Annotated in this window: 18 protein-coding genes; 10 read left to right on the forward strand and 8 right to left on the reverse strand. The window is 75.8% G+C overall.

Features of this window, described 5'->3' with window-relative positions; translation table 11 throughout:
- Positions 1–36: 36 nt before the first annotated feature.
- From ACN20G_RS30230 to ACN20G_RS30245, 4 genes are all read right to left on the reverse strand, one after another.
- Positions 37–798, reverse strand: coding sequence for an amino acid ABC transporter ATP-binding protein (locus ACN20G_RS30230; protein ID WP_424216417.1), 762 nt, complete (start codon positions 796–798; stop codon positions 37–39).
- Positions 795–1,694, reverse strand: a complete 900-nt coding sequence (locus tag ACN20G_RS30235; RefSeq protein WP_424216418.1) for an amino acid ABC transporter permease — start codon at positions 1,692–1,694, stop codon at positions 795–797. Before ACN20G_RS30235 ends, ACN20G_RS30230 begins: the two co-directional genes overlap by 4 nt.
- The gene (locus tag ACN20G_RS30240; protein WP_424216419.1) at positions 1,691–2,572 is read right to left on the reverse strand and encodes an ABC transporter substrate-binding protein; all 882 of its coding nucleotides are present in this window, start codon (positions 2,570–2,572) and stop codon (positions 1,691–1,693) included. The genes ACN20G_RS30235 and ACN20G_RS30240 overlap by 4 nt, the downstream gene beginning before the upstream one ends.
- A gap of 151 nt (positions 2,573–2,723) precedes the next feature.
- On the reverse strand, positions 2,724–3,308 hold the full coding sequence (locus tag ACN20G_RS30245; RefSeq protein ID WP_424216420.1) for an EF-hand domain-containing protein: 585 nt from the start codon (positions 3,306–3,308) through the stop codon (positions 2,724–2,726).
- 272 nt (positions 3,309–3,580) lie between these two features.
- Between ACN20G_RS30245 and ACN20G_RS30250 the strand changes: the two genes are divergently transcribed.
- Positions 3,581–4,423, forward strand: a complete 843-nt coding sequence (locus ACN20G_RS30250) for an SDR family oxidoreductase (protein WP_424216421.1) — start codon at positions 3,581–3,583, stop codon at positions 4,421–4,423.
- 38 nt (positions 4,424–4,461) lie between these two features.
- Here ACN20G_RS30250 and ACN20G_RS30255 read toward each other — a convergent pair whose 3' ends face one another.
- The 3 genes from ACN20G_RS30255 to ACN20G_RS30265 all read right to left on the reverse strand — a co-directional run bounded on the left by ACN20G_RS30255 (position 4,462) and on the right by ACN20G_RS30265 (position 6,952).
- Positions 4,462–5,628 carry a D-alanyl-D-alanine carboxypeptidase family protein gene (locus tag ACN20G_RS30255; protein WP_424216422.1) on the reverse strand — a complete coding sequence of 389 codons (1,167 nt, stop codon included), beginning with the start codon at positions 5,626–5,628 and terminating at the stop codon, positions 4,462–4,464.
- A gap of 190 nt (positions 5,629–5,818) precedes the next feature.
- On the reverse strand, positions 5,819–6,493 hold the full coding sequence (locus tag ACN20G_RS30260; RefSeq protein WP_424216423.1) for an alpha/beta fold hydrolase: 675 nt from the start codon (positions 6,491–6,493) through the stop codon (positions 5,819–5,821).
- A gap of 42 nt (positions 6,494–6,535) precedes the next feature.
- Complete coding sequence (locus ACN20G_RS30265) at positions 6,536–6,952, reverse strand: cupin domain-containing protein (RefSeq protein WP_424216424.1); 417 nt, start codon at positions 6,950–6,952, stop codon at positions 6,536–6,538.
- 76 nt (positions 6,953–7,028) lie between these two features.
- Here ACN20G_RS30265 and ACN20G_RS30270 point away from each other — a divergent pair, with 76 nt between their 5' ends.
- The 9 genes from ACN20G_RS30270 to ACN20G_RS30310 all read left to right on the forward strand — a co-directional run bounded on the left by ACN20G_RS30270 (position 7,029) and on the right by ACN20G_RS30310 (position 19,397).
- Positions 7,029–7,469, forward strand: a complete 441-nt coding sequence (locus tag ACN20G_RS30270) for a MarR family winged helix-turn-helix transcriptional regulator (protein ID WP_424216425.1) — start codon at positions 7,029–7,031, stop codon at positions 7,467–7,469.
- A gap of 182 nt (positions 7,470–7,651) precedes the next feature.
- Positions 7,652–8,368, forward strand: a complete 717-nt coding sequence (locus ACN20G_RS30275; RefSeq protein WP_424216426.1) for a lipoprotein — start codon at positions 7,652–7,654, stop codon at positions 8,366–8,368.
- Between the two features lie 83 nt (positions 8,369–8,451).
- Complete coding sequence (locus ACN20G_RS30280) at positions 8,452–10,848, forward strand: ATP-binding cassette domain-containing protein (protein ID WP_424216427.1); 2,397 nt, start codon at positions 8,452–8,454, stop codon at positions 10,846–10,848.
- Between the two features lie 57 nt (positions 10,849–10,905).
- On the forward strand, positions 10,906–11,967 hold the full coding sequence (locus tag ACN20G_RS30285; RefSeq protein ID WP_424216428.1) for a P1 family peptidase: 1,062 nt from the start codon (positions 10,906–10,908) through the stop codon (positions 11,965–11,967).
- A gap of 35 nt (positions 11,968–12,002) precedes the next feature.
- On the forward strand, positions 12,003–12,902 hold the full coding sequence (locus ACN20G_RS30290) for an EamA family transporter (protein WP_424216429.1): 900 nt from the start codon (positions 12,003–12,005) through the stop codon (positions 12,900–12,902).
- Positions 12,903–13,077: 175 nt separating this feature from the next.
- Positions 13,078–14,391, forward strand: a complete 1,314-nt coding sequence (locus ACN20G_RS30295; protein ID WP_424216430.1) for a hypothetical protein — start codon at positions 13,078–13,080, stop codon at positions 14,389–14,391.
- An 86-nt stretch (positions 14,392–14,477) separates the two neighbouring features.
- Complete coding sequence (locus ACN20G_RS30300; protein ID WP_424216431.1) at positions 14,478–15,563, forward strand: hypothetical protein; 1,086 nt, start codon at positions 14,478–14,480, stop codon at positions 15,561–15,563.
- Positions 15,560–16,837 (forward strand): hypothetical protein, encoded by a 1,278-nt coding sequence (locus ACN20G_RS30305; protein WP_424216432.1) that lies wholly within the window; start codon positions 15,560–15,562, stop codon positions 16,835–16,837. Before ACN20G_RS30300 ends, ACN20G_RS30305 begins: the two co-directional genes overlap by 4 nt.
- 94 nt (positions 16,838–16,931) lie before the next feature.
- A complete protein-coding gene (locus ACN20G_RS30310; RefSeq protein WP_424216433.1) occupies positions 16,932–19,397 on the forward strand; it encodes a hypothetical protein in 2,466 nt (821 codons plus the stop codon).
- Between the two features lie 57 nt (positions 19,398–19,454).
- Here ACN20G_RS30310 and ACN20G_RS30315 read toward each other — a convergent pair whose 3' ends face one another.
- Positions 19,455–20,504, reverse strand: a complete 1,050-nt coding sequence (locus ACN20G_RS30315) for a hypothetical protein (protein WP_424216434.1) — start codon at positions 20,502–20,504, stop codon at positions 19,455–19,457.
- Between the last annotated feature and the right edge of the window lie 41 nt (positions 20,505–20,545).

Here is a 20,545-nt window from a genome sequence, read left to right on the forward strand (position 1 = left end):
CGGGGTGTCGGATCAAGCCGCTGTGGGAGGAACCGGCTAGAGCCGGCGGGCCTCGGTGATGCGGGCCAGGAAGCGCTGGGTGCGGGGTTCGCGCGGGTCGCCGAAGACCTCTTCGGGGGCGCCGCGTTCGAGGACGACCCCGCCGTCGAGGAAGCAGACCTGGTCGGCGACCTCGCGGGCGAAGCCCATCTCGTGGGTGGCCAGCACCATCGTCATGCCCTCGGCCTTGAGGTCGCGGACCACCCCGAGGACCTCGCCGACGAGTTCGGGGTCGAGGGCGGCGGTGATCTCGTCCAGGAGCAGCAGCCGGGGCCGGACCGCGAGGGCGCGGACGATGGCCGCGCGCTGCTGCTGCCCGCCGCTGAGCCGGTCGGGGTAGGCGTCGGCCTTGTCGGCGAGCCCGAGCCGGGCGAGGAGTTCGCGGGCGCGGTCCTCGGCCTCGGCGCGCGCGAGCCCGTGCACCCGGCGGGGGGCGAGGGTGACGTTGTCGAGCACGGTCATGTGCGGGAAGAGGTTGTACGCCTGGAAGACCACGCCGATCCGGCGCCGCACGGCGTCCGCGTCGGCGCGCGGGTCGGTGATCTCCTCGCCGTCGAGGAAGATCGCCCCGTCCTCGACCTCCTCCAGCAGGGCCGCGCACCTCAGCAGGGTGGACTTGCCGGAGCCGGAGGCGCCGATGAGCGCCGTCACGGTGTGCGCGGGCACCTCCAGGCTCACGTCCCGCAGCACGGGGGCCGCGCCGCGCCCGTAGGTCTTGCGCACGTTCTCGCAGCGCAGCACGGTCTCGGGGGCGGTCATGCGAGTCCTCCCTGCGCGCGCCGGCGTTCGGTGCGGGCGGTGATCCAGTCCGTGAACCGGGTCATGGGGATGGTCAGGGCCACGAAGATCAGCCCGGCCACCACGTACGGCGTGAAGTCGAACTCCTTGCCGACGACGATCTGCGCCGCGTACACGGCCTCGACCACGCCGCCGATCGAGACCAGGCTGGTGTCCTTCTGGAGCGAGACCAGGTCGTTCAGGAGCGGCGGCACGACCCGGCGGACGGCCTGCGGGAGCACCACGTGCCGCATGGTCTGGGTCGTGGACAGGCCCAGGGAGCGGGCGGCGGCCCGTTGCGAGGGGTGCACGGACTCGATGCCCGCGCGGAAGACCTCGGCCAGGTACGCCGAGTACGTGAGGACGAGCGCGGTCCCGGCCAGGTACAGCGGGTCGGTGGTGACCCCCTGGAGGCGCAGGGCCGGCACGCCGAACACGAGGGCCAGGATGGTGACGATCAGCGGCAGGCCGCGGAAGAAGTCGGTGTAGGCGGCGGCCAGGGCGCGCACCGGCAGCAGCGCCGGTCCCTTCAGGGTGCGCGCGACGGCCACGACCAGCCCGAGCAGCAGGGCGAGCGTCCCGCACACGAAGAGCAGGCGCACGTTCAGCCACAGGCCGCGGAGCACCGCCGGCAGGGCCTCGCGGGCCACCGCCGGGTCGAAGAAGGTCTCGCGGGTGCGGGGCCAGCCCGGCGAGTTGACGGCGATCAGCACGAGCACGACCGCCGTCACCAGGGTGGAGGCGACGGCGATCAGCACCGAGCGGCGGGACCGGGCGCGCTCCAGGCGTTCGCGGGCCAGCCGGCGTGCGGAGGGCACGTAGGGGTCGGTGGCACCGGTCGGGGACTCCTTGGCGAGGGAGTCCGGACCGGCGGTCACTTGATCACCGGGGCGGAGACGGCGTCGGACAGCCACTTCTTCTCCAGGGCGGCGAGGGTGCCGTCCTTGCGGAGCTCGGTCACGGCGGCGCTCACGCAGGAGGTGAGCTTGCTGCCCTTGTCGAGGACGAGGCCGAACTCCTCGGCGGTCGCGGCACTGGGCTCGAACTGGCCGATGATCTTCGCCTCGGGCACCTCGGCGGAGGTGATGTAGAAGGCGGTGGGCAGGTCCACGACGATCGCGTCGACCTGGCCGTTGTTCAGGGCGGCCTTCGCGAAGTCGTTCTTCTGGAAGATGCTCGGCGCGGCGTCGGGCTTGATCTGCTGCGTGACCACCTCCAGGCTGGTCGTGCCGACCTGGGCGCCCAGGCGCGCGGTCTTGAGGTCGGCGAGGCTCTTGGCGTTGGCGGCCTTCGAGTCCTTCAGCGCGATCACGGCCTGGCGGACCCCGTAGTAGCCGGGGGAGAAGTCGACGGCCTTCTTGCGCTCGTCGCTGATGGAGACCTGGTTGATGTCGAAGTCGAAGGTCTTGGCGCCGGGCGCGAAGGCGGAGTTGAAGGGGACGGTGGTCCACGCGACCTTGTCGCCGGGGTAGCCGAGCCGGTCGGCGACGGCGTACGCGACGGCCGATTCGAAGCCCTTGCCGTTGCTCGGCTCGTCGCCCTCGAACCAGGGCGCGTAGGCGGGCTTGTCCGTGCCGATGGTGAGCTTGCCGGCGGCGAGCGTCGGCAGCTGGCCCTTCGCACAGGCGCCCGCTCCGCCGGCGGAGGCGCTCGCGGAGGCCGCGTCGGGCTGCTCGGGCTGCGGGGCACAGGCCGCGCCGGCGGTGGCGAGGGCGAGGACGACGGCGGTGCGGAAGGCTGTGTGGACAAGGCGCATGGCCGGAGGCTGACAGTTCCGGAGGCTCTCTGTCCAGATCGGGAGTTCGAACGCTCACATCGTGGGACGATCATTGCGAAAAGGTTTCGGCCCCGGTCAGCGGGGGTGCCGCTCCGGGCGGCCGGTGGCCCGAGCGCCCGGAGCGGGGCGGTCAGCTCGCGTCGGGGGCGGTACGGGGGCCGGGGAGGGGGCCCAGCAGCCAGGTGCCGGCGGAGTGCGGGGTCTCGTCGAAGTAGAAGGCGCGGATCGCGGCGAGGAGGTCCTCGCGGGCCACGAGTCCGTCGGCGTCGGTGTCGAGGCGGCCGAAGACCTCGCGGGCGTCGGACTCGGGCAGGTTCAGCAGGGCCCCGGTCCAGCGGACCTGCTCCTCGCGGTCCAGGCGTCCGTCCCCGTCGCGGTCGGCCACGTCCATGAGGGCGTCGAGGAAGGGCACGTAACCGGCGTCGAAGGAGGCCGGGGTCTCCAGCAGACCGGCGGCGAACGCGGCCTTGTACTCGCCCTCGTCCACCCGACCGTCGTCGTTGGTGTCGGCGACGGTGACCAGGTGCTCCCACAGGCCCCGGCTCAGGGCGCGCAGCCGGGTCAGGGACGGGGCGTCGGGCTCCTGTCCGAAGGCGCGGCCGAGGCGGTCGACGGCGAGGTCGAAGTCGGCGCGGGTGATGGTGCCGTCCCCGTCGAGGTCGTAGGTGGCGAAGCGGCGCGCGAGCTTGCGGTCGAGGAAGGGCGAGATGTGCACGGTGGTCCCCTGGGTCGTGTCCGCGGCGCACGTCGGAGGCGACGCGCACGCGCGGGTCACCCTAACGGAGTGTCAGCGGACGAACACGCCCTTCACCCACCCGGCCCGGCGCACGAGGGGGCGCTCGTTTCGTCACGTGCGCTCCTTGCGCTTCCGCGCGCCCTCGTGAGGGGGCTGTTCCGGCCGGCCTCCGCGCGGGGACCATGGCGGCCGGTCGGGCGTTCGCGTGCGGGCGGTCCCGAGAGATGCGGCACGGACGAGGGGGACGGGCGATGACGCGTCGATGGTTGGTGACCGGGGGTTCCTCGGGCCTGGGACGGGCTCTGGCGGAGGCGGTGGCGGCCTCGGGCGATCTGGTCGCGGTGACCGCGCGCCGCACCGCCGCCCTCGACACGCTGGTCGCGGCATGGCCGGAACACATCGTGCCGATCCCCCTCGAACTGCGCGACGCGGACGCGTGCGAGGAGGCGGTGCGGATCGCCTGCGATCGGCTCGGCGGGGTGGACGTGCTCGTCAACAACGCCGGGGGCGGGCTGTTCGGCGCGGTGGAGGAGGTCTCCGACGCGGAGCTGCGCGACCAGTTGGAGGTGTTGGTGGTCGGGCCCTGGCGGATGACCCGGCTCGTGCTGCCCGGGATGCGGGCGCGGGGGGCCGGCTGCGTGGTGAACGTGTCCTCCCTCGGCGGCCGGATGCCCTTCCCCGGCCTGGCCTCGTACGTGACCGGCAAGCACGCCCTGGAGGGCATGAGCCAGGCCCTCGCGGCGGAGGTGGGCGGGTTCGGGGTGCGGGTGCTCGTGGTCGAGCCCGGCGTGTTCGCCACCCGCTACGGGGCCTCGCTCGCCGAGCCGGCCGCCCCGGTGCCGGCCTACGCGGAGGTCAACGGCCCGATGCTCGCCGAGTTCCGGGGGATGGCCGACAACCCCGAGTACGGCCGGCCCGAGGACTTCGCGGCCGCCGTGCTCGCGCTGGTCCGGGCCGAGGCCCCGGTGCCCGTGCGGGTGCCGGTGGGCGAGGACGCGTACGCGTACCTGGAGGCGGTGACGGAGGCGGGGCACGCGGAGTTCGCGGCGGCACGCGCCCTCACCCGCGACCTGCGCGCGGCTCCCCCGCGCTGAGCGGCGGCCGGTCCCGGGCCGGCCGGTCCCGGAGCGGGTCAGACGCGGTCGAGGGTGTCGAGGAGGTCGTGCGGGCGGACCGGGGTGAACACCTCGGCGCCGCCCTCCTCCCCCGGCAGGTCGCCGGGGGCCACCGGCCCGCCGGCGGCGGCCACGGCGGTGTCCCAGGCGGCGGGCAGGCGGGAGCGGACCGCGCGGACCATGGCCCGGGAGACCTCGGTGGCCGCCTGCCGGCCCTCCACCGGCCCGATCCCGGCCCGCTGCTGGAGCACCACGCCGATCACCAGCCGCTCCTCGCCCGCGACCTCGGCGGTGGTCGCCCACACGAGATTGCCGCCGGCGGGGGTGCTGGAGCCGGTCTTCAGGCCGATCACCCCGTCCTGGCCGAGCAGCTTGTTGCTGTTCCTGATGGGGTGCCCGGTCGCGTGGGTCTCGCGCATCGCGACCACGGAGCGGAAGGCGTCCACCTTCATGGCGGCGCGGGCCAGCCGCATCTGGTCCTCGGCGGTGCTGACGGTGGTGGGGTCGAAGCCGGTGGCGCCCGTGTAGGTGGTGTTCGGCATGCCCAGGTCGCGGGCAGCGGCGTTCATCTTGCGCACGAAGGACCGCTCGTCGCCCGAGTCCCAGCGGGCCAGCAGCCGGGCCGCGTTGTTGCCGGAGGGCAGCATCATCAGTTCCAGCAGCTCGCGCTGGGTGTAGGACCGGCCGGCGACGAGCGGGGCGGTGGACTGGTCGAGGTCCTCGCGTTCCGCCTCGGCCTGCGCGTCGGCGACTATGGCGGGCCCGGACTCCTCGGGCCCCAGCGGGCGTTCGCGGAGCACCACGTACGCCGTCATGATCTTGGCGACGCTCGCTATCGGCGCCGCCACGGGCTCACCGGCCGCGCCCAGCCGCCCCACCCCGGCCACCTCCACGACGGCCTGGCCCTCGGCGGGCAGCCCGAGGTCCACGTCCTCGGCGACCCGCTCGCGGACCTGCTCGGCCCGCCGTCCGCGCTCCTCCGCCCGCCGGCGCACCAGGTCCAGGGCCCGCCGGGCGCTGTCGCGTTCGCGCAGCGCGATCTCCTCGGCACTCTCCTCCGAGCTCGCGGCGGGACCCGCGACGAAGACCACGGCCGGCACGGCCGCCCCGAGGGCGACCGTGCCCGCGAGGGTGAGCGTGAAGGCCCTCCGCCGGGAGCGGGTGCGGGCGTGGCGCGAACTCATGCGGTGACTTCCGGGGTGGCGGACACGGACGGTGAGGGGATGGCTGCGCCTCGCCCCTTCGTGCACACTATCCGCCGGAATCCGGCATACCGGAACCATATTATTTCGGCCATGTCGAGAATTGGTTGCCATTGCGTCTCGGGCGGAACGGACCGGGGCGCGAAGGCCCGACGCCGCCTCACGACACGGCTCAGGCGGTCGCCAGAATCCCCGCGAGCTCGCGGGGACGGGTGACCATCGGCCAGTGCCCCGAGTCGAGATCGACGTACCGCAGCCGCCGGGCCCGGGCCAGTTCCGGGCTCTCGCCGGCGGCGATCCACCGCCGGGCCCGCTCCGGGTCGAACTCGGGGCAGACGAGCAGCACGGGCACCTCGAAGCGGCGCTCGTCGGCGAGGCGCACGCGCCCCCGGGCCACCCCTTCGGGCACGGGCACGGCGGCCGCGGCGAACCGCTCACGGGCCGCGGCGTCCAGGTCCGCCGCGTCGGCCCCCTCGAAGGGCTCCCAGCCGGGGAAGGGCACGACCCCGTCCACCACGGGGAAGAAATCGGCGTAGCTCTCGCCGTCCGCGACGGGGAACCCGCCGATCAGCACGACCCCGGCCACCTTCTCCGGACGGGCCTCGGCCGCGATCCAGGCCAGGCTCGCCGCCGCCGAGTGGCCGACCACCAGGGGCCTGCCGGGCGCCGCGTCCACGGCCGCGAGCACGGCCCGCACCTGGTCGTCGAGGTCGGCCCCGGTCTCCCCCGCGCCCTGACCGGGCAGCGCGACCGGGACCGGGCGCCGCCCGAGCGCGGCGAGCTCGACCCCGACCTCCTCCCAGACCGAGGCGTCGAGCCAGAGACCGGCGATGAGCAGGACGTCCACGATGTTCCCCCCACGATCGAACGCGTTCTCGCCGCCGGCACCCTACCGACCGGCGCCGACAACGGGTTCCTCCGCTTCCGGCGTCCCGTTCGCCCACGGCGGGACGAAACACCCGCCGCCCGCGAGTTCGGCGGTCAGCCCGACCCGGGTGGTGACCCACATGCGGGCGGGCCCGTCCCCGGCGTTGGCGACCCCGAGCGCGGACCCGGCGGGGGCGACGGCGGCGTCCCCGGCCACGAGTTCGGCGCCCTCCGTGTCGATCGTCAACCGGACCCGGCCGGAGAGCACGAGGAAGGTCTCCTCCTCGCTGATCACGTGGGCCGGGCCGGCGGCGCCCGCCGGTATCTCCACCTCCCACGCGGCGAGCTCCCGACTGCCGGTGGCGGGCCGGACGTAGGACAGGAACCGACCGCCGTGCACCTCGTGCACGGTCGCCTCGGACTTGCGGATGAACGGCATGTCGACTCCCGGGTGAGGAAAGTGGTCAAGCTGCTTGTCCATACAGACAAGCAGCTTGTCGGGATAAGGTCAACCCATGGACGACGCCCTCGCCTTCTCCGCCCTCGTCATGACCCTCTCCGGACACCTGGTCCAGGAGATCCACGGCCGCGTGGCCCGGCAGGGGTTCGAGGACCTGCGGCCCGCGCACGGCTTCGCCTTCGCGCGCATCGCCGCCGGGGACGCCACCGCCGGGGCCCTGGCCGAACACCTGGGCGTGACGAAGCAGGCCGCCGCCCAACTCGTCGAGGAGCTGGTCCGCAAGGGGTACGTGGAACGGCGCCCGCACCCGCGTGACGCCCGCGCCCGGCTGCTCGCGCTGACCACGAGCGGGTGGGCCGCGACCCGGGCCGCCGACCTCGCCGCCCGCGAGGCCGTCGCGCCCTGGCGCGCGGCGCTGGGCGAGGAGCGGTTCGCCGCGCTCGTCGCCGACCTGGGCCACATCACGCCCGCGGGCCCGGTCCGACCGGCCTGGTGAGGGGGGACGCGGTTTCGGGACGTGGTGTGACCGGGGGGACGAGGGCCCTGGGGTGGGGGGCGGGCGGACCGGTCGTGTGTTCGGGGGTTCGTGCGAAGATCCCCCGGGGCGGGTGATCACCCTCCGCCCCGGCCCGCCGGTGTCCGGCTCGGGCCCCCACCACCGAACCGGGAGTCCTGATCATGCGCGGCACCGAGCCGACCCGTCGTCCCCTGCGCGTCGGCGCCCTCGCCCTGGCCGGCGTCGCCCTCGCGGGCACCGTCCTGACCGGGTGCGGCGACGCGGCCGAGGAGCCGAAGAAGAACGCCGGCGGCTCCACCGCCCCCTCCGCGTCCCCCTCCTCCGCGAACACCCCCGGCGCCGCCGGCGCGCCGGCCGGTGTGACGGTCGGCGGCAAGGGCGGCGCCTGCCCGCTGCCGGTGTCCTTCTCCGCCGCGAAGGACTGGTCGCCCAAGGCCGTCTCCCTGGAGTCGAAGCCCGGCGCGGACGCCGACATCGCCGCGGCCCTGAAGGAGCTGGCCACCCGCGGGCCGCTCACCCTGCGCTGCGAGGTGGACGCGAAGCCCGCCGGCAACATCGGCTTCCTGCGGGTCTGGGCCGCCGACAAGCCCGGCACCGCGCGCGCCGCCCTGGACGCGTTCCTCGCCGGCGAGAAGGTCAAGGGCACCCCGAAGATCACCGAGGCCGCCGCGAAGCCCGGGGTCACCCCCGCCGGCTCCCTCGCCGTCTTCGAGACCGAGTCCCTGGACGAGACCAAGCCGGTGCGCGCCTTCGCCGGCACCGCCGCCGACGGCACCCCCTACCTCCTGGAGCTGGGCGGCATGGACGCCGACGAGCACAAGGCGATGCTCCCGGCCCTGGACCTGGCCCTGGCCACCCTGAAGCCCGCCGCCTCCTGACCCGCCCGCGGGGCCGTTGTCGGTGCGGCGTGCGAGTGTGGGGCGACGGCCGGGGACACGGCCGCCCGAGGACAGGGGAGACGATGACGGCCAGGACCACCCGAACCCCGGCGGCGCCCGCGCCCGCCGCCCCGGCCGCCGACGGCCACGACGTGATCCGGGTGCACGGGGCCCGCGAGAACAACCTGAAGGACGTGGCCATCGAGATCCCCAAACGCCGGTTGACGGTGTTCACGGGGGTCTCCGGCTCGGGCAAGAGCTCCCTGGTCTTCGACACGATCGCGGCCGAGTCCCAGCGGCTGATCAACGAGACGTACAGCGCGTTCGTGCAGGGGTTCATGCCCTCCCTGGCCCGGCCCGAGGTGGACGTGCTCGACGGGCTGACCACCGCGATCATCGTGGACCAGCAGCGGCTCGGCGCGGACCCGCGCTCCACCGTCGGCACCGTCACCGACGCCAACGCCATGCTGCGGATCCTGTTCAGCCGGCTCGGCGTGCCGCACGTGGGCCCGCCCGGGGCCTTCGCCTTCAACGTGCCCTCCGTGCGGGCCAGTGGCGCGATCACGGTGGAGCGGGGCGCCGCGAGAACGGTGAAGGCCACCTTCAACCGCACCGGCGGCATGTGCCCGCGCTGCGAGGGCCGGGGCACCGTCTCCGACATCGACCTCACGCGGCTGTACGACGACTCCAAGTCCATCTCCGAGGGCGCCATCACCATCCCCGGCTGGAAGACGGACAGTTGGTGGACGGTGCGGATCTACGCCGAGTCCGGGTTCCTCGACCCGGACAAGCCGATCCGCCGGTTCACGAAGAAGGAGATGCACGCCTTCCTGCACCACGAGCCGGTGAAGGTGAAGGTCGAGGGCGTCAACCTGACGTACGAGGGCCTGATCCCCAAGGTCCGCAAGTCCTTCCTCGCCAAGGACCGCGAGGCCCTGCAACCCCACATCCGGGCCTTCGTGGACCGGATCGCCACGTTCACCACCTGCCCCGAGTGCGAGGGCACCCGGCTCACCGAGGCCGCCCGCTCCTCCCGGATCGGGTCGGTGGGCATCGCCGACGCGTGCGCGATGCAGATCAGCGACCTGGCGGCCTGGGTGCGCGGGCTGGACGAGCCCACCGTGGCCCCGCTCCTGGACACCCTGCGCACCACCCTCGACTCCTTCGAGGAGATCGGCCTGGGCTACCTCTCCCTCGACCGGCCCTCGGGCACCCTCTCGGGCGGCGAGGCCCAGCGGGTGAAGATGATCCGGCACCTGGGCTCCTCCCTCACCGACGTGACCTACGTCTTCGACGAGCCCACCACCGGTCTGCACCCGCACGACATCGGGCGCATGAACGACCTGTTGCTGCGGCTGCGCGACAAGGGCAACACGGTGCTCGTCGTGGAGCACAAGCCGCAGACCATCTCGGTGGCCGACCACGTCGTGGACCTCGGCCCCGGCGCGGGCGCGGCCGGCGGCAGCGTGTGCTTCGAGGGGACCGTGGCCGGGCTGCGGGCCTCCGGCACCCTGACCGGCCGGCACCTGGACGACCGGGCCGCGCTGAAGGGGACCGTGCGCACCCCGACCGGGGCTCTGGAGATCCGGGGCGCCGACCGGCACAACCTGCGGAAGGTGGACGTGGACGTGCCGCTCGGCGCGCTGGTCGTGGTCACCGGGGTCGCGGGCTCCGGCAAGAGTTCCCTGCTGCACGGTTCGCTGCCCGCCGACGCGGGGGTGGTGGAGGTGGACCAGAGCCCGATCCGGGGCTCCCGGCGCAGCAATCCGGCCACCTACACCGGGCTGCTGGACCCGATCCGCAGGGCCTTCGCCAAGGCCAACGGGGTCAAACCGGCCCTGTTCAGCGCCAATTCGGAGGGGGCCTGCCCGAACTGCAACGGCGCCGGGGTGCTCTACACCGACCTCGCGATGGTGGCCGGGGTGGCCACCCCGTGCGAGGAGTGCGAGGGCCGACGGTTCCAGGCGGCGGTGCTGGAGCACCGGTTCGGCGGGCGGGACATCAGCGAGGTGCTGGCGATGTCGGTGGCCGAGGCGGAGGCGTTCTTCGCCGAGGGCGAGGCCCGCGTCCCGGCCGCGCACCGGATCCTGGCCCGGCTCGCCGACGTGGGGCTGGGCTACCTGACCATCGGGCAGCCGCTGACCACCCTGTCCGGCGGGGAGCGGCAGCGGCTCAAACTGGCCACGCACATGGGCGACAAGGGCGGGGTGTACCTGCTGGACGAGCCGACCACGGGGCTGCACCTGGCGGACGTGGAGCAGTTGCTGGGCCTGCTGGACCGGCTGGTGGACGCGGGGAAGTCGGTGGTGGTCATCGAGCACCACCCGGCGGTGATGGCGCACGCCGACTGGATCATCGACCTCGGGCCGGGCGCGGGGCACGACGGGGGTCGGGTGGTCTTCGAGGGCACTCCGGCGGAGCTCGTGGCGGCCCGCTCCACGCTCACGGGCGAGCACTTGGCGGCGTACGTGGGGGCCTGAGCACACACCCCCGGTGCGACAATCACACCAGGACGACAGGGTGTGGGGGGACGGGTCATGGACCGGGTGGACGCGATCACGGACGTGCACGGCATACGGGTGGGGCACGCCTCCCTCGTCGGGAACGGCGCCCTCACCGGCACCACCGTGGTCCTCGCGCCGGAGGGCGGCGCGGTGGCCGCCGTGGACGTGCGCGGCGGCGGCCCCGGCACCCGGGAGACCGACGCCCTGGACCCGAGCGCCCTGGTGGAGCGGGTGGACGCGGTGGTCCTCACGGGCGGCAGCGCCTACGGGCTGGCCTCGGCGCACGGGGTGATGGAGTGGCTGGAGGAACGCGGACGCGGGGTCGTGGTGGGGCCCGGCGAACGGGAGGTGGTGCCGGTGGTGCCGGCCGCCGCCCTCTTCGACCTGGGCCGGGGCGGCGCCTTCGGGCTGCGCCCGGACCCCGCCCTGGGCCGGCGCGCGGCCGTCGCCGCCGAGGCCACCCCGGTCGGGGCGCCCGTGGCCCGGGGCTCGGTGGGCGCGGGCACGGGCGCGGTGGCCGGGGGGCTGCGCGGCGGGATCGGCACGGCGAGCCTCACCCTGGCCTCGGGGGTGACGGTGGGGGCGCTGGTGGCGGTGAACGCGGCGGGTTCGGTGCTGGACCCGGACACCGGGGCCCTGTACGGGGAGTTCTGGTCGGGCCGGCGGGAGGTGTGGCCCGCGCCGGAGACCCACGCGCGGGCGAGCCGGGTGCTGGCGGCGGCCCGTGACACCACCCGCCGGCGGCGCGGGCCGGCAGCGGGGGCGGGGCCGACCCCGGTCATGAACACCACCCTGGTGGTGTTGGCGACGGACGCCGAGCTGACCCGCGCGCAGGTCCGCAAGGCGGCCGGCACCGCCCACGACGGGCTGGCCCGGTCGATCCGGCCGGTGCACCTGATGAACGACGGGGACACCGTCTTCGGTCTCGCGCTCGGCCCGCACCGGGTGCCCGACACGGCCGCGTTCAACGAGGTGTTGGGGGCGGCGGCGGACGTGGTGTGCCGGGCGGTGGTGGACGCGGTCCGCTCGGCCGAATCCCACGACGGGCCCGGCGGCCGGTTCCCGTCCTGGCGCGAGCTGTACGCCCGTCCCTGAGCCTCGACGCGGCCGGGGGGTGTCGGGTGCGGGTCGTGGGCCTGTCCGGGGTGATGGTCGGGTTGTTGACGGCGGGGTGGCTGCTGTCGGGGCGGCTGGTGGTGGGGGTGCCGCCGTTGGCGGTGGCGACGGGGCGGACGGCCTCGGCCTTCCTCGTGTTGGCGGTGGTCGCGGCGGCGCGGGCGCGCGGCCGGGCCGGGGCGCGGGCGATGGCGCGCCGGCCGGGTGCGGTGGCGGTGCTCGCGGCGCTGGGCTTCTTCGGCTACTACGCGGGCACCCTGCTCGGGACCAGGCTGATCGGGGCCGCGCCGGTGGGGTTGATCGTGTCGCTGCTGCCGTGCGTGACCTTCGTGGTGGGGGCCTGCGCCTTCGGGGAGCCCTCGGGGCGGTACCGGATCGCGGGGACGGTGGTGGCGGGGGTCGGCGCGGTGGGCTTCCTGGTCGCGGACGGGGCCGGGCGGTCGGGGACGACGGCGGTCGGGGGCGGGCCGGGGGTGCTCGCGGCGGGGGCCGGCCTGGCCTTCGCGGGCACCCTGGCCTACGCCTTCTACGGCTACGCGTACCGGCGGGCGGCGGCGGATCTGCCGACGTCGGGGGTGCTGCCGGTGGTGACGGGCGCGGGGGCGGTGATGCTGGGGGTGGTGACGGCGCTGTTCACGCCTTGGGGCGGGGTGCCGGCCTCGGGCTGGTGGGGGGTGGCGGTCCTGGGCGGGGTGTTGACGGCGCCGATGTTCCTGGTGTCGCACGAGTTGATCCTGCTCAAGGGCCCTTTGTTCACGGCCGCGTTGGGCCTGGCGGTGCCGCCGCTGGTGCGGTGCGGGGAGTGGGCCCTGGGCACGGCTCCGGCCCCGGGACCGGCGGCCGGGCTGTTCGTGCTGCTCGCGGCGGTCGGGGTGGTGGGCACGGTGCGCGCGCCGGCCCCTCGGACCGGCTGAACGCGGGCCGAAGGGGGAGCGGGCCGCGTTCGGCGGGGACGCGGGGCGGGCATGGTCCCGACGGTGGGCGTACCGCGCCCCGGGGCGGCCGGACCACACCTGTCGGGACCGGGGCGGGCGGTCCTACGATGTGGCGTGTCGGGAGGTTCGGGTGGGGCGGGAGACCGGAGGGCCGGTGACCGGATCGGAACGGGGGGCCGGCGCGGGGGCGTTCGCACGGCGCGTGTTCACCGCCGTGCCCGCGTTGGCGGCCGGCGCGGTCCTCGCGATGGTGGCGGGCCTGCTGCTCGGCGTGTTCGTGGATCCCGGGTCGATGGTGAGCGTACCGCTGTACCTGACGGGTACCTCGCTGCTGTTGGGCGTGGGCCTGTTCGGGAGCGTGCAGGGGATCGATCCGGGGTTGTTGCGGGCGGACCTGCGGGGGGTGGTCGCGGCCGTCACGCTGGGGGTGGTGCTGAAGGCGGCGTTGATCACGGCCGTGTTGTGGGTGTTCTTCGACCGGCCCGCGTACCTGGTGTTGGGGATCGCGGTGGCGCAGATCGATCCCTTGTCGGTGGCGGCGCTGGGGCGCGCGGAGCGGATGTCGGAGCGGGCGCGGTCGTTGTTGACGGCGTGGGCCTCGTTCGACGATCCGGTGACGGTGTTGTTGACCCTGTACGCGGCGGGGTGGGCGTGGGCGGTGACCGGGCGGACGGGGGATCCGGCGGTGGCGGCGGGCGGGGCCGGCGGCTGGTTGGGGGACCTGGCCCTGAACGGGGCCCTGTTCGCGGGGACGGCGCTGCTGTGGTGGGCCGGCCGGTGGGCCCTGCGGGCGGCCTCGGGCCGGCGCGGGACGGGCGGGCGGGGCCGTCGGGTGGGTCGGGGCGGGGAGCCGGTGGCGGTGAGCGTGTTCGCCGGTCTGCTGCTGGTGGCGCTGTTGGTGGTGGCGGCCGGGAACGCGCTGCTGCTCGCGGTGGCCCTGGCGGGGCTGGTGGTGCGGACCCCGGTGCTGGCGGCGGTGGTGGGGCGGGCGGTCTCGGTGGCGTACCTCGCGGCCTTCGGGGCACTGGGCCTGTTCCTGGCGCGCGGGGTGGAGCCGGTGCCGGGGCTGGTCCTGGGCCTGGCGGCGTTCGGGGCGCAGGCGGTGGTGGTGTGGGGGGTGCTGCCGTTCTTCGTGCGGGGGTTGGAGCGGCGGGACCGGGTGTTGTTGGGAGTGGCACAGCAGAACGGCATCACGGCCGTGCTGATCGCGTTGGCCCTGGAGCCGGACTTCCCCGGGACGGTGGCGGTGGTGGGGCCGGCGGTGGTCACGGTCAACGTGCTCCACGTGAGCGCGGGCGCCCTGCTCGCACGGCGTGAACGCCACCGGGCGCGGTCCGCGCACCGGGACGGACCCCCTGGGGACTCCCCGCCGCCGGGCCCCGGTGGGAACGTGCCGCCCTCGCCTCGGCGACCTGTGGACCGGGATCCGGGGGCGGCTTCGGCGGGGCCCTCGGGCGGGGCGGGATGAGGGGCGGCGCGGGTCGGACACGGGGGCGGAGAGGCGTCGCACAGGATCGGCGAGGGACGGTCGCGAGACCGGAGGGACGGGGGCTCATGACGGAGCGGAAGAGCGCACGGGGCGGGGGCGGCGGGCGCACGTCGGCCGGTCCCGCGCGCGGGCCGGCGGGGTTACGGACGCGTGCGCGGGCGGGTGCGCGGGCGCGCCGGCTCGGATGGGCGGCGGCGCTGCTCGTGACGGCCTGCTGCGGGGCGGCGGGTCCGGCGTTCGCGGCCGGGGGCACGCCGTCCCCGGATCCGTCGCCGGTCTCGGCACGGGACGTGCGGCTGGTGTACTGCCTGGGCAAGGCGCACCGGGAGCCGTTGGTGCTCGCGGCCGAGCGGCTCGGGCTGCTGCGGCCGGGCGACGCGAACGGCTCGGGCGCCCCGGACCTCGTGCGCACCCCCGGGGAGGAGGTCCTCGACCTCGACACGTGGGCGGTCCGGTACGAGCCGGAGTTCACTCGGGCGTGCACGGCGCTGATGGCCGCCGACTCCCCCGACCCCGACTCCCCCGACCCCGCCCAGGCCGACAAGGGACAGGGAGACCAAGGGCAGGGAGACCAAGGGCAGGACGGGAGTTGGGTCGACGAACTGCTGCGCCAGGCACCGCTGTTGTTCGTGGGCGCCCTGCTGACCCTGCTCGGGCAGGGCTGGGAGCGGGCGGCGGCCGAACGCCGGCAGCGCCGGCAGGAGTTCGACGCGGCGTCCGCGGCGTTCCGGGTCACCGCGCACGCCTATCTGGCCGCCTACCGGCACTCCCCCGGCACCGACCACGGGCCCGTCGCCGCCTCCCGGGACGCCCTCGTGCACGTGCTGTCCCGCACGGGCGGGTCCCGGGCCCGCCGGGCCGAGGCACGACGGGCCGCCGACGCCCTGCCGCTGGCCCGACCGCTGCCCCGGGCCCGGAACGGGCGGACCCTGGGCGAGGCGGAACGGCAGGAGGAGATCGCGCGGGTACGGGCGGAGCTGGCCCGCGGACCGGCCGAGCCCGCCCGCGGCCGGGGCCGCCGGCCGCTGCGTCCGCGCCACCCCGCCGGTGCCCCCTCCGACCCGGCCGCCGACCCGGCCGCGTCGACCGATCCGCCCCCGACGACCGACGGGCCGCGCCCGGCCCCCGGTGATCGCGGGGACGGCGCGTGACCGCCCGGGTGCCCGAGGCGCCGCGCGTGGTGAACCCGTACGGGGTGCGCGTGCCCGTGCTCGGGAACCGGCTGTCGCGCGGGCCGCTCCCGCCGCCCCGCGACGATCACCCGCTGGTGCCGTGGGAGGAACCCGACCACGTGCGCCAATGGGTGGACGTGGACCACGCGGGCGAGCAGTTGCGGGTCTTCGACGAGTGCCTCCAGCGGCTCGACGAGGCCCTCGAACCCTCCGTGGACCGGGGGCGGTTGCTGGTGGTGACGGGGCCCTCCGGCATGGGCAAGACCACCCTGATCCACCGCTGCATCCACCTCGCGCGACGCCGGGTCGAGGAGTACACCGGCGGGGCGGTCCGCGAGGACGGGCTGCCCGAACTGCTCACGATCGTGGCCATGACCGGCGGCTACGAGAACGGCGACCGGGGCCTGAGCACCGACGACAACGGCGATTTCGCGCCGGCCTCCAGCATCAACGCGCTGATCCGCGACAAGGTGGTGGGGGTGCTCCGCCGCCGGTTCGACGATGCCGGCCTGTTCCCGAACGCCGCCGAGGAGGCCCCCGCGAAGACCTTCGGCGCGATCGGCGACCTGCTGGAGGAGCAGAGCGCCCTGCTGTTCGTCGTCGTCCCGAACATCGAGTGGCGGGACGCGGGCCTGCGCACCAAGTTCCTGCGGACCTGCCTCGGCCACGCGAAGAGCCGCGTGTTCCTGTTCGTGGAGGTCACCCACGCGGACCGGGGCACGGCGCACGAGGTGCTGCGCGAGCTGCCCCGGGACCCGGCGATCACCCACCTCTCCCTCGGCTCGCTGCTCCCCGCCGACGTGGGCGCCTTCGCCCGGGGCGCGGCGGACCCGGACCCCGAGCAGCACGGGTACGCGCCCCCCGAGCAGCCCGCCCCCGACGGGCCGCCCCCGCCCGACCCGTCCTCCTGGCAGCCCGCCGACGTGCGGGCCCTGCGGCAGGCATGCCACGCCGTGGCCGAGCGGCAGTTGCGCGAGAACCGTCCCGTGCGGGTCACCGCCGAGGCGCTGCTCGCGCACCACGCCGGCCGGGACCGCACGAGCCTGCTGGACGGGCTGCGCCGGCACTCCGCGGGCCCCGCCCCGACCGCCCCGCCCCACCCACCGGACCCGGAACCCGGGCCCGAGCCCGGCCCCCCGCACCCCCGGGACCGCCCGCCGGACCGCCCCCCGGCCGCCGGCGGCGGGTCCCCCGACCCGGCCGGGCGCCCGCCCCGGCCCCGGGGCCGGCTCTGGTCCCCCGGCCCGCCCTGAACCGCCCCGACCGCCGACCCCGACCACCGCCGCCGCCCCCGAGCCCCCGTCCCCGACTCCACCGCACCGCCCCGGAACACCGAGGAGAGCCGCCGTGCCCCCTGACGACGAGACCGCCCTGTGGCACCGCAACCCCTTCCCCCTCACCCCCGTGGTGCGGCTCGGCCCGACCGTGGACCTCGGGGACGTGCCCGTGGAGGCCGCCGACTCCGGCAACGCCACGATCGGCACGCCCACCCTCGACGAGCTGCACCGGCTGGTCGCCGACTACCTCGCCGAACGCCCGGCGGGCGGCCGGCGCGGCCGGGCCATCGCCCTGGTCGGCGAGTTCGGCCTCGGCAAGAGCCACGCGCTGCGCGAGGTGTACGCGACCCTCGACGGGCACCCGAGCGCGCCCGCGGTGTGGATCGTGGACGAGCCGGCGCACGACATGGGCCGCATGTACCGGGACCGGCTGCGGGGGCCCGGGGACACCCCGGAGGGCCGGTCGGCCTTCGAGGACCTGGTGCGCGACTACTACGCGTACGTGACGGCCAAACGCCTCGACACCCGGCGCGGCACCCCGGCGGCCGGGGCCCCGGGGGAGGTCGTGGACGAGATCGTGTCGGGCCTGCGCGACGGCAGTCTGGACCCGGGCAAGGTGGTCACGGCCCTGCGGCACGATCCGGAGGTGATCCACGCGGACCTGCGGGTCACGTTCAACGGGGTGACCGAGCACCGCCGGTTCGCGATCGCCCTCGCCCTGCTCCAGGATCCGCCGTTCACGCGGATGGTGTGGGACTGGCTGAACGGGGAGGAGCCCGCCGAGGCGCTGCGGGAGCGGGGGATCACGGAGGCGATCGGGCCCTCCGCCGCCGGGTCGGGCCGGGCCGATCCGACGGCGGGCACGGACCGGGTCTTCGACGCGCTGGCCGTGCAGGGCATCCTGCACGGGCGGGTGGGCAGCCCGTACGCGCTGCTGTTGGACTCGCTGGAGAAGATCCTCGAATGGCCGGAGGACAGCCGCCGGGTGTTCGCGGACGCCTTCGAACGGCTCGTGAACGTGTACACCAGCCGGGGCGGGCTGTTGGTGTTCTGCGTCTCGCCGGAGGGGCTGCGGGCGCTGCGGGCGAGCGTGCACGAGCGGATCCTCCAGGTGTGGCCGGCGGCCTTCGACGAGCGGCTGACGGTGGAACTGGTCTCCGCCTACACGGCCCTGGGGGACCGGCCGGCGCGCCGCCGCCCGCCCCCGCGCCCGCGTCCGGCCGCCGACGGCTCGACGATCACCCCGCCGCCCGACGTGGGCCCGTTCACCCGGGGCTCGCTGCGCCTGTTGCACGAGTTGACCGAGGGGCTGCCGCGCGAGGTGTTGAAGACCTGCCGGGCGGCGTGGCGGCTCAGCGCGGACCCGGACACGGGCGGGGTCCGGGTGGTGACCCCGCGCGCGGTGCTGGCGGCGGTGCGCGAGCTGCACGAGAAGGTGACCGTGCGGCAGGTGGTCTCCGAGGTGCGGCAGGCGCTGGACCTGGGGCAGTGGCGGATCGCGTCCCGGGACCCGGTGCCCTCCCGCCTGTCCGATCCGCCGGACACCCCCGAGGAGGTGCTGTACTGGCTGGCGCCGGCGGCGGAGGGGCGGCTGGCGGTGCTGCTGACGCCGTCGGTGCTGGTCGCGGACGACGTGACGCGGATCGCGGACCACGTGCGGGCCCTGCGCGGGGCGGTGGTGCCGGCGCGGTGCGAGGTGCTGGTGGTGGTCAACGGGCGGGTGTCGCGGGAGATGCAGGACCGGTTGGGGCGGGCGATCGGCTCGCGGCCACTGGTCTACCGGCAGGGCGGGTTCGCGCCGGCGGCGCACGAGGCGCTGAGCCGGTTGGCGGAGCGCCTGGCGGACGGGCGGCGCGAGGAGGGGCTCGCGCGGCTCGGGGAGCGGCTGCGGCAGGACCTGGAGCGGCAGTCGGAACGGCTGGACGGGCTGCGGCGGGCGGTGGACGCCCTGGCCGGCCCCGATCCGGGCCCGGGGGCCCGTGACGAACGCCCGGGGGCGAGCCCGACGGGGCCGGTGCCCGCCCGGGTCTCGGCGCGCCCGGGCACGACGGCACCACCGGGGGCGGACGTCTTCGCCGAGCCCTTCCCGCGCGCGTTCACGGCCGGTGTCCCGGACCCGTTCGGGGACCCCGGGTTCGGGGAGCTGCCCGGGTCGGTGCGGCGGCGGTTCCAGGAGGCGTTCGCGGCCCTGGACGCGGTGACCCGGCGGGTGGCGGCCCGGACGGCGGCGGGGCCGGTGGACGCGGGCGCGGCGGAGCTGGGGGTGTTGGGCTGCGCGGCGTTGGTGCGGACGCTCACGGAACGCTTCCGGGGCGCGGTGGCGGTGTGGCACGGGGAGCCGCGAACCGTCCCGGCGGCGGATCGGCGCTGGGGCGAACTGCGCAGGATCTGCCGGGAGTTCGAGTCCTCGGTGGAGGTGTTGCCGACGCATCTGCTGGGGCCGGCGGGGCCGGGGCAGGCGTTGCCGGCGGCGCGGACTGTGGAGACGCTGGCGGAGGAGGTGTGGGGGGCGCTCAGCGCGGGCGCGACCCCGTGACGACGCCCGCCCCGTGTCCCGTCCCCTATCCCGTCCCCCTGAGCGTGGCGCCCGCGGTCAGGGGGTGGGGTACGGGGGCCGGCCGGCGGGACCGGCGAGGGCCTCGGCGAGGCGGTGCAGCCCGGCCTCGGCGTTGGCGACCTGGCTCTGGTCCAGGGTGACGCCGAGGACGAAGGTGCGCGGGGTGGTCCACCGCACGTACACGGCGCCCTCCTGCACGTCGAGCACGAGCCGGGTCACGGACGGGCGGCCGGCGGCGGGGCCGGTGCCGTGCGCGGTGGTGGGGTGCAGGGCGTCGGCGAGGCGGACGAGGTGGCCGCGCAGGCCGCGCGCGAGGTCGCGGTAGCCGGCGCGCCGGTTGCGGACGCTGACGTCGAGGAAGCGGGGCGCGAGGTCGGGGGCGTCGAACACGTCGCCGACGCAGACCAGGGTCCAGTCCCGGTAGTAGCCCGCGTACTGGAGGTCGGTGGGGTTGACGTACAGGCGCCACAGCGAGCGCAGCCACTCCTCGTAGCCGGCGTCGACGGCGAGGGCGCGGCCGAAGTCCACGCGCAGGTCCTCGATGTCGTCGTCGGCGACGGTGGTGCCGGGGACGGCCGCCGGGTCGCCGCCGGGGAATTCGCCGGGCAGTGAGTGCACGCGCGTGCGCAGGGCGGTGACCAGGTCGTTCATGCCGTTGTCGAGGGAGTCCACGCCGTCGGGGGTGTCGGTGGCGGCGGCCAGGTACTCCCCCGGTTTGACGCGCCCGCCCCACAGGGCGCCGTCGTCGCCGGCGACCACGGTCCGCATCAAGTCGCCGGTGCCCAGGGGGCGCAGCAGGGCGCCGAGGTCCTGGGCGCACAGCAGCAGCCGGTGGCCGCGCAGGGCCTCGGCCTCCGCCTCGCCGTCGTCGTCTCCGGGGACGGTGCCGGGGCGGGCGGCGGGGGGTTCGGCGCCGGCCCGGCGCACGACGAAGTCGAGGACCCCGCCGCTGAAGTGGGCCAGGGAGCGGATGCCGGGGTCGGCGGCGACGGTGCGTTCGCACAGGGCGGTGATGGGGTTCAGGCCCCGGGCGGTCCAGTGGCGTTCGCGGAGGGTTTCGGTGGGCTGGGATGCCGGCACGGCCACGGGGCTCGCCTTTCTCGGGACGGACGGGGTACGGGGCAGGG

It is taken from the genome of Streptomyces dryopteridis (genome assembly GCF_049606955.1).
Taxonomy (GTDB): Bacteria; Actinomycetota; Actinomycetes; order Streptomycetales; family Streptomycetaceae; genus Streptomyces.

Coding starts and splice junctions, on each gene's coding strand:
- ACN20G_RS30230 (WP_424216417.1), bottom strand. CDS start 798: ATGACCGCCCCCGAGACCGTGCTGCGCTGCGAGAACGTGCGCAAGACC.
- ACN20G_RS30240 (WP_424216419.1), bottom strand. CDS start 2,572: ATGCGCCTTGTCCACACAGCCTTCCGCACCGCCGTCGTCCTCGCCCTC.
- ACN20G_RS30250 (WP_424216421.1), top strand. CDS start 3,581: ATGACGCGTCGATGGTTGGTGACCGGGGGTTCCTCGGGCCTGGGACGG.
- ACN20G_RS30255 (WP_424216422.1), bottom strand. CDS start 5,628: ATGAGTTCGCGCCACGCCCGCACCCGCTCCCGGCGGAGGGCCTTCACG.
- ACN20G_RS30265 (WP_424216424.1), bottom strand. CDS start 6,952: ATGCCGTTCATCCGCAAGTCCGAGGCGACCGTGCACGAGGTGCACGGC.
- ACN20G_RS30270 (WP_424216425.1), top strand. CDS start 7,029: ATGGACGACGCCCTCGCCTTCTCCGCCCTCGTCATGACCCTCTCCGGA.
- ACN20G_RS30275 (WP_424216426.1), top strand. CDS start 7,652: ATGCGCGGCACCGAGCCGACCCGTCGTCCCCTGCGCGTCGGCGCCCTC.
- ACN20G_RS30280 (WP_424216427.1), top strand. CDS start 8,452: ATGACGGCCAGGACCACCCGAACCCCGGCGGCGCCCGCGCCCGCCGCC.
- ACN20G_RS30285 (WP_424216428.1), top strand. CDS start 10,906: ATGGACCGGGTGGACGCGATCACGGACGTGCACGGCATACGGGTGGGG.
- ACN20G_RS30300 (WP_424216431.1), top strand. CDS start 14,478: ATGACGGAGCGGAAGAGCGCACGGGGCGGGGGCGGCGGGCGCACGTCG.